At 35.7% G+C, this 11834-nt stretch carries 8 protein-coding genes and 1 pseudogene; 7 read left to right on the top strand and 2 right to left on the bottom strand.

What is annotated here, in order from left to right; translation table 11 throughout:
* Positions 1-112: 112 nt before the first annotated feature.
* Positions 113-691, top strand: a pseudogene (locus D5R40_RS25415) (RNA-guided endonuclease TnpB family protein); the annotation flags it as partial.
* Between the two features lie 20 nt (positions 692-711).
* Positions 712-1929: an NAD-dependent epimerase/dehydratase family protein gene (locus D5R40_RS25410; protein WP_124143628.1), complete on the top strand. Its 1218-nt coding sequence runs from the start codon at positions 712-714 to the stop codon at positions 1927-1929.
* A gap of 184 nt (positions 1930-2113) precedes the next feature.
* Here the strand turns inward: D5R40_RS25410 and D5R40_RS36045 are convergent, their stop codons facing one another.
* Positions 2114-2290, bottom strand: coding sequence for a hypothetical protein (locus D5R40_RS36045; RefSeq protein ID WP_161564361.1), 177 nt, complete (start codon positions 2288-2290; stop codon positions 2114-2116).
* Positions 2291-2439: 149 nt separating this feature from the next.
* On the opposite strand from D5R40_RS36045, the gene D5R40_RS40055 reads away from it, so the two are divergent.
* The 5 genes from D5R40_RS40055 to D5R40_RS25390 all read left to right on the top strand — a co-directional run bounded on the left by D5R40_RS40055 (position 2440) and on the right by D5R40_RS25390 (position 8882).
* Positions 2440-2616: a DUF4291 family protein gene (locus tag D5R40_RS40055; RefSeq protein WP_375339409.1), complete on the top strand. Its 177-nt coding sequence runs from the start codon at positions 2440-2442 to the stop codon at positions 2614-2616.
* 66 nt (positions 2617-2682) lie between these two features.
* Positions 2683-2877 carry a hypothetical protein gene (locus D5R40_RS40050; protein ID WP_240038803.1) on the top strand — a complete coding sequence of 65 codons (195 nt, stop codon included), beginning with the start codon at positions 2683-2685 and terminating at the stop codon, positions 2875-2877.
* Between the two features lie 126 nt (positions 2878-3003).
* The gene (locus tag D5R40_RS25400) at positions 3004-4137 is read left to right on the top strand and encodes a glycosyltransferase family 4 protein (protein WP_124143629.1); all 1134 of its coding nucleotides are present in this window, start codon (positions 3004-3006) and stop codon (positions 4135-4137) included.
* Between the two features lie 1035 nt (positions 4138-5172).
* Positions 5173-7767 carry a GAF domain-containing protein gene (locus tag D5R40_RS25395; RefSeq protein WP_124155414.1) on the top strand — a complete coding sequence of 865 codons (2595 nt, stop codon included), beginning with the start codon at positions 5173-5175 and terminating at the stop codon, positions 7765-7767.
* 353 nt (positions 7768-8120) lie between these two features.
* Entirely contained in the window at positions 8121-8882 is a 762-nt protein-coding gene (locus tag D5R40_RS25390) for a pentapeptide repeat-containing protein (protein WP_240041650.1), read from the top strand.
* Between the two features lie 1019 nt (positions 8883-9901).
* Here D5R40_RS25390 and D5R40_RS25385 read toward each other — a convergent pair.
* On the bottom strand, positions 9902-10966 hold the full coding sequence (locus D5R40_RS25385; RefSeq protein WP_124155412.1) for a glycerate kinase: 1065 nt from the start codon (positions 10964-10966) through the stop codon (positions 9902-9904).
* Positions 10967-11834: the final 868 nt, after the last annotated feature.

The following is an 11834-nucleotide window of genomic DNA, read 5'->3' as shown; positions in this document are numbered from 1 at the left end:
TGGGTTTAATACCCCACCGTCTACACGGTGTTCAAAATTACTTGGGGTTAGAATCCCCATGTAATTTTCCTCCTGTCTCCTGTCTCCTGTCTCCTGTCTCCTTCTTCAACGTAAAATTGCTAACTGTCGTGAAGATTTTCTACACAAGCTATCGCGTAGGATAGTTGACGAAAACCAAGTCATAGTAACTGAAAATCTTAATGTCAAAAGAATGATGAAAAATCATTGTCTAGCCAAGGCAATAGGACAAGTTGGATGGGGAATGTTTATGACTATGCTGAAGTATAAGGCAGAAAATGAAGGCAAGGTTTATCAAGAGGTTGATAGATTTTTCCCCAGTTCTAAAACTGGCCATATTTGCTTAAACCAAGTAGGAAGTTTACCTCTTGATGTCAGACAGTGGACTTGTGAAAATTGCCAGACAACCCATGACAGGGATATCAATGCTGCAATTAACCTCAGAGAGGAGGGACTACGAATTTTGACCTGTGGGACGCGGGACAAAGCCTATCGCCAGACTGTAAGTCGTATTAATAGAGGACGTAAGAAATCTACTACTACGCTGGTCTCTGGGTTGTGGCCTATGTTGTACGCTTGCGTCAGCGCCGGGACAGTTCACCCAGTTGCATTTGATTTAAACAAGAAATGCCATAAAGTTCCAATACCTGATACATTAAGCCAATATCAGTAAGCAAGATTCAAAGTAAGTTTATGAAAGTCCTGGTAATTGGTGGCGATGGCTACTGCGGTTGGGCAACCGCTCTTTATCTTTCCAATCAAGGTTATGAAGTAGGTATCCTAGACAGTATGGTTCGGCGACACTGGGATATGCAACTTCAAGTCGAAACTCTGACACCTATTGCCCCGATCCAACAGCGCATTCAACGTTGGAAAGAGTTGACTGGCAAAAAAATTGACTTATATGTAGGAGATATCACTGACTATAATTTCCTGAGTAACACACTACGTCAGTTTGAACCAGAATCTATAGTCCACTTTGGCGAACAGCGTTCTGCTCCATTTTCTATGATTGACCGCGAACACGCTGTTATGACTCAGGTCAATAATGTAGTGGGGACGCTAAATATTCTTTATGCAATGAAAGAGGACTTCCCAGATTGTCACTTGGTGAAACTGGGAACTATGGGAGAATATGGTACACCTAATATAGATATTGAAGAGGGCTATATCACCATTGAACATAATGGGCGCAAAGATACTCTTCCTTATCCTAAACAACCAGGTTCTTTCTACCATCTAAGTAAAGTTCACGATAGTCACAACATTCACTTTGCCTGTAAAATATGGGGACTTCGTGCCACAGACCTCAATCAAGGAATCGTATACGGTGTTGCACTAACTGGCCTCCTAAGTGATGAAATAATCAAAGATGAACTCTTGATTAACCGTCTGGATTATGATGCAGTTTTTGGTACAGCTCTCAATAGATTTTGTATTCAAGCAGCTATTGGACACCCACTGACTGTGTATGGCAAGGGTGGACAAACTCGTGGCTTGTTAGATATTAGAGATACAGTCCGTTGCATGGAAATAGCGATCGCTAATCCTGCAGAAGCAGGTAAATTTAGAGTCTTTAATCAATTTACTGAAATGTTCAGTGTTGGTGACTTGGCAATGATGGTCCAAAAAGCAGGTAAAGCTTTTAAAGATAAAGCAGGTAAAGATTTGAATTTAGCTCCAGATGATTTAGATAATTTGGATAATGTAGAAATTAATTACCTCGAAAATCCTAGAGTGGAATTAGAGCAACATTATTTCAATGCTAAAAACACAAATCTCTTAGATCTTGGCTTGCAACCTCATTATTTATCTGATTCTCTGTTAGATTCTCTGCTAAATTATGCTATTCAATACAAGCAACGTGTAGATAAAGATCATATTCTGCCCAAGGTATCTTGGAAACGATAAACTGTCTATAAAAATCATGGAGGTAATAGTTTTTACTATTACCTCTGTTTGGTTAAATAATTTTCAAAAAGAAGCGATCGCCAGTTATAAATTTAATGGTTTAGTTAGGGCTTGCTGATTAAATCTAAAAGCAAGACATAAAAAGACTAAAGAATTTTTGGAGTCGAATTGCAGTGCAAATTTTTCACCTCTTTATGCTCAAAAAGGAGCGTATTTTAGGCGCATAGTTGGGCAGAAAAATCATTCTTACAAAACGCCCGCTCCTACCTCCTATAAATTCCAATTTCTCCTGTCTCCTGTCTCCAGTATTCCCCTCCTGGGAGGGGTTAGGGGTGGGTTGTCTCCTACCCCTACCACTCATACTTTTTCAGCAAACCCTAGTTAATATGCAGCTAGCCACACAAACCTACTTAACTCAAACAAATTAGTAATTGGCCAACTAATGGTAAATAGATATTAGCATAATTTGATGAAAACTCTGTGGTTGTCTACTAAGCATATAGGCTATAAATCATTAATTTTGCAGCGTCAAAAGGTTATTTTGGTGGTGAGTTTAGCCTGAATAGAATGAGTTGGATTAAAACCAACTTTTTATGGATGATGTATCGTTCTGCATGGGGCAGCAAAACAGGACAAGAAATAATTCTGGCTGTAACTATCAAACGTACAGCATTTGATGGAATTTGAACAAAAGGAATACATTCAAAATTTATTCCCACTATCTATAAAATTCAAGAAGAATGGAAAGAACTTGTGGGGCGATCAAGTATTAGACTGCAATGGGGTCTCGATCATAATCCCATGGGTGAAACTCTACGAAAGTATAGCCGAGATTGGATTGTGAAGATAGAAAATATTACAGAATTTGTACAACACCAGTGTATCTATAGAAAAGATAGTAAATGGACTTACTTAATCACACCGAAAGAAAATGTTTATCTTTGTTAATAATTATGAGATAATACATAAACTGGGATTATCGGTGTCCTGACTAAATTCAAGAGGTAATAGCTAAACCTGTTACCATGCAAAAAAATAAATATTCTGACTAATATTTTTCCAGCTAATATACTTATGAGGATAGCCCTTTTTACCGAAACATTTTTACCAAAAATAGATGGTATAGTTACCCGTCTATGCCATACTGTTGAACATCTGCAACGTTCTGGGGACCAAGTGCTAATATTTTCCCCCGAGGGAGGACTAAAAGAATATCAAGGAGCAAAAATTTGTGGCATTGAGGGTTTTCCCTTACCCCTCTATCCAGAATTAAAATTAGCAATACCCACTCCTACTATTGGTAAACAGTTAGAGCTGTTTCAGCCAGATATAATTCATGTAGCTAACCCAGCAGTATTAGGCTTAGGTGGCCTCTACTATGCTAAAAAGCTGAATATACCACTCGTAGCATCTTATCATACCCACCTTCCTCAATACCTACATCATTATGGTTTAGGAATGTTCGAAGGGTTGCTTTGGGAATTACTCAAATCAGGCCATAATCAAGCAGACTTAAATCTTTGTACCTCTACAGCAATGGTAGAAGAATTAAGCAACCACGGCATTGAGCGAGTAGACCTTTGGCAGCGCGGAGTTGATACAGAATTATTTCAGCCCCACCATGCTAGTCAAGAAATGCGCCATCGCCTCAGTCAAGGAAATCCAGATAGTGCAATACTACTATACGTTGGCCGTTTAGGTGCAGAAAAAGAGATTGACCGTATTAAACCAATCCTGGAGGCCATCCCCAATGCTTGTCTAGCTCTTGTAGGAGATGGACCTAACCGAGAATCCCTAGAACAACATTTTGCAGACACTCCCACACACTTTGTGGGCTATCTCCGGGGTCAAGAGCTGGCCTCTGCCTATGCATCTGCTGATGCTTTCATCTTTCCCTCTCGCACTGAAACTTTAGGATTGGTACTTTTAGAGGCTATGGCCGCCGGCACTCCTGTAGTAGCAGCTAATTCTGGAGGTATTCCTGATATTGTTACAAATGGAATAAATGGCTATCTATTCGATCCTGTTGATGAAAAAGGAGCGATAGGAGCTACTCAAAGCCTCTTAGCTCATTCAGAGGAACGAGAAACTCTACGTCAAAATGCCAGATCTGAAGCAGAATCTTGGGGATGGTCAGCAGCAACTCAGCAGTTAAGAAACTATTATCAAAAAGTTATTTCTGCCTATTCTATACCATCAGCAGCATAACTAAAGCTATTTGCGATCGCTAACTTCATCTAAATCAAAGGGTGCTATGGATGGAAATTTTTGATGGTAGGGAAAAACTGGAATTTATAGCAGGTAACAGAAAATTTTTCTTGTGAAACCTCTAAAGGAAGTACATTAAATAAATACAAAAAATTTGATGATTGCTAGATATGCTAAAGAGAGTAAACTGTCTGGCTATTAGGGTTGACAAAACAACTTTACATAATTTATTGTCCAGGTTACCCATATCTAAATCATAGATTTTAGATATGGACTGCGGGATATTAAATTCATTTGTGATAATTAAGTAGACTAAAACTAGTCTTGACACTCTCCCGTTAAATCCCTCGATTATAATGGGAGATTCTTGTTTCACTAGCACAACGCTAGGGCTACATACATTCTTAACTAGGCAGCAAATTAAATAAACTGAGTTGCCAGACCGTCTCCACAAGGATTGTTGCTCTGTCTTTACACTGACGTTTCCTCCGGGTAGGCGGTGCGCTTTCCCCTGGCCTTGTGCCCTTTTTGCTATTGATATAACTATAACACCAAAAATGCGGGCGCGTATTGCTCAATTATTTTTCTGGTTGAAATTTAGGCGTTGGTAATTGGTAAGATGATTTTCTGGTAAGCGTAACACCCCTTGCCTACTTTGGTTAGGTATTCGGAGCTATTACAGAAGGATGACCCTTAAAGTTTCATCTCGCTTGTTTACCAACACCGAAATTTATCTCTAGGTTGTCTGCGTAGATTTCCCGCACAGTAGTTACGCCCCATGTCACCGTTAAATCTCGTGATTAAAACCGGAGTCCTCTTTCAAAATTTATGATAGGATTTAGCTAACCATATAATTGTCCTAACTTTTCTAGATTTATGCCCTACTATTGGAATAAATATACTTAGATATAGTCTAATTTAGTATAATAACATTTTTTTTGTAAGTAAAAAACTTTATCTACTTGGAAAAAATTAAACCCAGAGAAAATATAGACTTAAGTTGGAGTAATTTAACTTTAAGATCAAGCAGTTCAAATGACATTCTCTAACGCTGTTGGTAGTATTCTGGCAACATTGACTCAAGTTGATCGTATGGGTCTACTGGCAACTCGCGTGAAGGATTTGCCAGTAGGAGAGTTTGTTTGTCTGCTAGAGTTTATTACTGCTGAATTTCATCAATATCTACGAGCTATTGACTTAATTAACAATAAAGGTGTTGAAACTTTACTAGAACAACTATTAGATGCCTTTACTATCAAAATTGGTCAAATCCTGAAAGCAGATCAAACAACTATTTTCTTAGTTAACCAAGAGAAAAAACAACTTTGGTATAAGACTATTCTCGAAAGTACGGGTAAGTCCCAAGATTACCACTTACCAATTAATGTTGGTATTTTAGGCCATGTGGCCACAACAGGAGAAGCGCTCAATATTGCTGATGCCAAAACTCATCCACTCTTCAGGGAAGAAGTAGACCAACCTCCAGGCTATGATACTCGTACTATCCTCTGTATACCAGTTTTCAGCACCACCAGCTCTAACAAACCAGTAGCAGTAGTACGACTACTTAATAAAGCGAATGATGTCCCTTTTGACAAAGAGGATGAGCAACTATTCCGCTCTTTCGGTGATTCAATGGGAATTATTATAGAAAGTTGTCAATCATTTTATGTAGCAGCTAGGAATCAGCGAGGGGTTTCAGCATTACTGAAAGCAACCACAACTTTAGGTCAAAGTCTAGACTTGGAAACAACTTTAAGAGCTGTAATGGATCAAGCTTGTAATTTAATGCAAGCAGACCGTAGCACATTGTTTCTACTTAGTAAAGAAACAAATGAACTTTGGACTAAGGTAGCGACAGCAGATGAAAAAAAAATGGTGGAAATTAGAATTCCTGCCAATCGAGGTATAGCTGGTTATGTTGCTTCTACTGGAGAAACTCTTAATATTCCTGATGCTTATATAGATCCTCGTTTTGACCCTAGTACAGATCAAAAAACAGGTTATCAAACAAGAAATATTCTCTGTATGCCTGTGTATAATGCTAAGGGCGAATTGATTGGAGTAACTCAGTTAATTAATAAAAATCAAGGTAGTTTTAATTCTTCAGATGAAAAATTTTTGTTAGCTTTTAATGCTCAAGCAGGTATTGCCCTTCAGAATTCTCAACTTTTTGAAAATGTTTTGGTAGAAAAGCAATATCAGAAAGATATTCTACAAAGTTTGTCTGATGTTGTAATTTCTACAAATATGCAAGGCAGAATTGTGACTATCAATGGAGCAGCTTTAGAAATGTTAGGTTGTCCTATTGACAAAGAGATAAAAGGTAAAACAAATAGACAACTTTGGGAGGAAAAACTGATTGGTAGATATGTATGGGAAGTTATACCAATTGAAAATTTACAGTTTCGTTTAGAAGATAGTTTACAGCATGGTACTAGACAATATGTTCCAGAGCAAAATTTACGAGTAGGTTCTTTTATAAAATTTGAAGGTGAAGAAGAAATAGCTTATATTTTAGCAGTTCCCGACCAAAAAAATCCTAATATTTTTATTCTTTGGGGAGAAGAAACACCGACCAATTTAGAGGCAAATTTAGTTCAAAATAACCACATGGATTTTAGCAGATTAATAGATATATCTGAATTAGATCGAGTCATTGAGCGTAGTTTGAATCTAACAGTTAATCCCCTAACTAATCCTGAAGGTGGTGTGCGTGGTGGATTGGTCGTTCTTGAAGATATTAGTCAAGAAAAACGCATGAAAAATACTATGTATCGCTACATGACTCCAGAGGTTGCAGAACAAGTAATGACTTTAGCTGAAGATGCTTTACTTGAAGGAGAGCGTAAGGAAGTAACTATTTTATTTTCTGATATTCGAGGTTATACAACTCTTACAGAAAACCTAGAAGCTTCTGAAGTAGTTAAGCTTTTAAATCAATATTTTGAAACAATGGTAGAGGCAGTATTTGACCATGAAGGAACTTTAGATAAGTTTATGGGGGATGCTTTAATGGCTGTTTTTGGTGCACCATTACCTTTAGAAAATCATGCTTTAATGGCGGTTAAAACTGCTTTAGATATGCGTCATCGTCTCCGAAAATTTAATGAGTCTCGTCCCGATAGACCACAATTTAAAATTGGTATTGGTATTAGTTCAGGGGAGGTAGTATCTGGTAATATTGGTTCTAAAAAACGAATGGATTATACAGTAATCGGTGATGGTGTAAATTTGAGTTCCCGTTTAGAATCAATTACTAAACATTATGGCTGCGATATTATTTTAAGTGAGTTTACTTATGAACTTTGTCGCGATTATGTTAGGGTCAGAGAATTGGATAAGGTTAAAGTTAAAGGTAAGCAAAAATCTGTAAGTATATATGAATTGATTGGTGCAATTTCAGATAATATTGACCAGGAAACAGAACAGTTTTTAGAACTTTATTCTAGAGCTAGAAAAGCTTATATGGAAAGGAATTTTGCTTTGGCTGTTAGTTACTTTGAGAGAGCTAAAAAAATGAGACCTGATGATGAAGCTGTTGGTACACATATTCAACGATCGGTTAAGCATATAACAAATCCACCACCAAATGATTGGGATGGAAGTTATACTATGATAACTAAATAGTTAAAGTTAGGAATATAGCAGAACAAAGAAGGAAGAATAAAGAAGGAAGAAGGAAAAACCTTGGGTTGTTTGAGTTTTTAAGCTTTTGATATTTCTGGGCAATTTGCTTAGACTGGATATAAGCAAGAATTCAATCCCAATTGAATACTTGACTAAATGCCAACTACTTAATAATTAATAATGTTTTAAATTTGTCGGTCTAAAAAATTTGGATGTATGATAAATTAAGCAATTATCTATATAAGTAGATAGATAAAATTATTTGTATACTTACTACTCAGATATATTTTCTGTTCAATTATTCTCTATACCCCCAAATACTTAATATGAAATTGACAATATTCGCAATCATAATGATTTTATCCCAACTTGGCTGGATAAATTCAGCAAAAGCAGCTAACCCAGCAGCTATTAGAAGACTATTAAAAACTAATGAATGTTCGGGATGTGACCTTAGTAAAGCAAACTTATATAATGCTAACTTGATTGGAGCTGACCTTGAAGGTGCAAATCTTGAAGGAGCAAATTTATCTGGGGCAAATCTTGCTGTTACTAATCTTATTGGTGCTAATCTTTCTAATGCCAATCTCTCTAGAGCAAAAATGAATGATGCAGATCTTCGAGGTGCAGATTTAACAGATACTTACCTAGCTCATGCTAATTTATCTAGAGCTTATCTGACAGGAGCAACTTTAGAAAATGCTAATCTATTTGAAGCTAATTTGATTGAATCTGTTGTTAGTGGGGCTAATTTTTCTAATGCAAATTTACGTCAGTCATATTGGTTGAGAGCTAATTTAGAAAATGCCAATATGAGTGAGTCTGACCTTTTTAATGCTGATATGCGTCAAGCAAATTTGAAAGATGTAAATTTTTCTAATGCGAACCTTGCTAAAGCAAAACTAATTGAAACAAATATAACTCTTGCTAATCTTAGTGGAGCTAATTTAGAAGGGGTTAATTTGCGTGGTACAACCATAGGTCCAAGTGTATGTTTACTCACTAATTTTATTGCTTGTGCTCCTGAAAAAATAGTTCCTGAAGTACTTCCTGAAGTAGCTCCTAAAGTAGTTCCTGAAGTTCAAGAAGAAGGTAAAGAAAAGGTTTATAAATAAATATTTTGGAGTCAATTAAGTTATCAGTTAGCCTTCTCCAGAGGAGCTGCAGACTTCAGTTATCAGTATCGCCTGAAATAGGAAGGCAAGAAAATGCAGAATTTTCTTTTTTATCCCTTTAAAAGTGGAGGTTTGATAACTTATTTTTGTGGTCAAACTAATATACAGTTCTAAGTAGTTTGAGGATGGTCAGTATTGACAAGAGAAAATGAAAGAAAATGAATTTTTCTCACTGCTTACCATCAAGAGTGAATTATATATTTTTTGTTTCAGGTTTTCTTTACCAAATCTCAAGCATTTTTCCTACATCTTCTTAAGAGTAAAGAGTAGGAAGCAGGGAGCAGGGAAATTAGGAATAAGATATGTTAACTTAATTTCTATAATCTTTAAAAATATTACTGAACTTACTTATTATCTGAATAACTGAAGTGTTGAAGAAGTATAACATTATTTTTGGGAATTGGTATTAGAAGTCAGGAGCAGAGAAGAAGAAGGGAAAGTTTTTTGCTATTGGTGCATAGTAATGGTAAAAATTAGGGGGAACCATAATTTTTTCACGACTTCCTCTGAAAATACTGTTGAATATCTTGGAGAATAAATATTTAGGTATAGCAATGTGCGCTGGCATATTTACAAATTACAAGAGGTGTCCAATAGCTAAAAGTCTTATATTATAGGTTTTTTATTCCCCCTTCCGGAGTGTTGCCTGTTGCCTGTTGCCTGCGCACAGCGCTATAAATACCAAATTTTGTTCTTAAACATTACTATGCAGGACTACAAGTTTTTTTCATAGCAGTTGAAGAAAACAAACATGAAATATCAAAAGCTTAAAACTCAGACAACGCAAGATTTTTCCTTCTATCCTAGATAACTAAAGCCTTCTTCCTTCTACTATATTGCTAATTATCTGGACGCGATAGTAACAATCTATTATGGACTAACATTGGTTATGGTGTCTAAAAATTTCACCTAATAGAAATCAAAATGTTCGCCAAATAAAGTCTTGTTGCTCAACTTAACTAATTTGGATGATAAATTTTGCCAAGGGAATGATCAGAATTAATTTCTATGATTAAATCTACTAATTCAGTATTTTTTATCAGTGGTGTAATAAATAATTCTGGATGTAATGCTTTCCAAAAATACTCCACAAACTTTTCAATTTGATCGTTGCTCATTCCCGACTTTCCAGAAGCAATCATTTGTTGTTCTGCTTGTTGTCGCCATTGTTTAGAAAAGCGATAATCATTAGGGTATAAAACAATTAATTTATCTAACTTTTGCCAAAGAGGTAAATAGTCTATTAATTTTCTATTCATATCACGGGCAAATTTTCGGTCTGTTTCTGTAATAATAGGTGGTGGTGCAGCATTAAAAACTTTCTCAGCAATTGGTCTAACTCCAACAAACCAACCTTCAAATAAAACAATATCAACTTTACTTACCATCTCAGGTTCAATTCTATCTCCAGCACCATTAAAAAGAGATTTATTAAACCTGGGAATTGGAATTAAGTTATCGGAACTTTGATTGTTAGATTGACGTAATTTATCTAAAGTTTCTATTCCTAAACTAATATCGTGGGTTCCTGGAGGACCGCGCCAAATTAATCGGGAATCTTGTTTTTGTAATAGTTGACGTTCAGCGTAAGTTTTATAAATATCATCAATAGAAATAGATATTGTATTGTAGCCAAGTTTATCTAAAATCAAGATTAAAATTTTAGCCAGAGTAGTTTTACCTGTTCCTTGTCCGCCTAAAATACCTTGAACTAATGGATGGCTTAAATTTTGACGCTTACCTGCTAATTTTATCCCTAAAGGCAACCAAAATTTCCATAAATTTTCGAGAGTATTATTATCCTTCAAGGGTAATTTATGATAGTCAGTAATTACAGATTGAAATACAAGCGATCGCTCTCTAATTACTTCTCTCACATTTTCTAAATTAATGTTAAAAACCTGGGCACGTTTTCGGTCTATTAATTCCTGAGTTTCTAAGATTTCTAACTCTTTTTTTCCTAGAAACTTTCTTACCTTTAAAGTCTCTAAAATTTGTACTAGAGATAAATTGGAAAATTCCATAAAAATCAAATTAACTATTGAATAAGGTTGTAGGTTTTAGGTTAAAAAAGTTAACCACCTCACCTTAGGAGAATAGTGAAAATATTAATATAACTCTATAATATAAAATCCGGTTGAATACTTATCTTATGTTTGGGGGTGGGAAGTGTGGGGAGAAGGGGAGGTCGAGAGATTGAAGGCGAGAAAGTGTGGATAGAATTATAAAAATATACTGTATAACCAGATTCTATATAATTTAGGAAATGTAGATATTTGTTTAAAGAGAACATGAAACACAAATATATTAATCATTACTTTAAGCAGTAGTCAGCAAGTAAGCAGTGAGCATTTAACTTATATTTATACTGAAACCTATAGAAATGTCATTTCAAAAGTAATTTCAACCCAAGATGATAATTGAAAGCTAGTTAACTACTAAGTAGTCGGACAAAATTAAAGTTTAGTATCTCACAACTAAAACTTCAAACCTACGACCCCAAGCTGAAAGCTAGTTAAGTGCTAAATAGTCGGGCAAAATTAAAGTTTATATCTCAAACCTACCTAACTAAAACCTACCACCCCAAGTTTATAGCTGAAAGATAGTTAACTGCTAAGTAGTCGGACAAAATTAAAGTTTAATACCTAAAACCTAAAACCTACGACCCAAAGCTGATAGTTGAAAGCTAGTTAACTGCTAAGTAGTCGGACAAAATTAAAGTTTAATACCTAAAACCTAAAACTTCAAACCTACGACCCCAAGCTGATAGTTGAAAGCTAATTAACTGCTAAGTAGTCGGACAAAATTAAAGTTTAATACCTAAAACCTAAAACTTCAAACCTAAAACTTCAAACCTACGACCCCAAGCTGATAGTTGAAAGCTAATTAACT

This window comes from Okeania hirsuta (assembly GCF_003838195.1).
GTDB lineage: Bacteria > Cyanobacteriota > Cyanobacteriia > Cyanobacteriales > Microcoleaceae > Okeania > Okeania hirsuta.
This window is presented reverse-complemented; position numbering and strand designations above follow the sequence as displayed.

Coding starts and splice junctions, on each gene's coding strand:
- D5R40_RS25400 (WP_124143629.1), top strand. CDS start 3,004: ATGAGGATAGCCCTTTTTACCGAAACATTTTTACCAAAAATAGATGGT.
- D5R40_RS25390 (WP_240041650.1), top strand. CDS start 8,121: ATGATTTTATCCCAACTTGGCTGGATAAATTCAGCAAAAGCAGCTAAC.
- D5R40_RS36045 (WP_161564361.1), bottom strand. CDS start 2,290: ATGAGTGGTAGGGGTAGGAGACAACCCACCCCTAACCCCTCCCAGGAG.
- D5R40_RS25395 (WP_124155414.1), top strand. CDS start 5,173: ATGACATTCTCTAACGCTGTTGGTAGTATTCTGGCAACATTGACTCAA.
- D5R40_RS25385 (WP_124155412.1), bottom strand. CDS start 10,966: ATGGAATTTTCCAATTTATCTCTAGTACAAATTTTAGAGACTTTAAAG.
- D5R40_RS25410 (WP_124143628.1), top strand. CDS start 712: ATGAAAGTCCTGGTAATTGGTGGCGATGGCTACTGCGGTTGGGCAACC.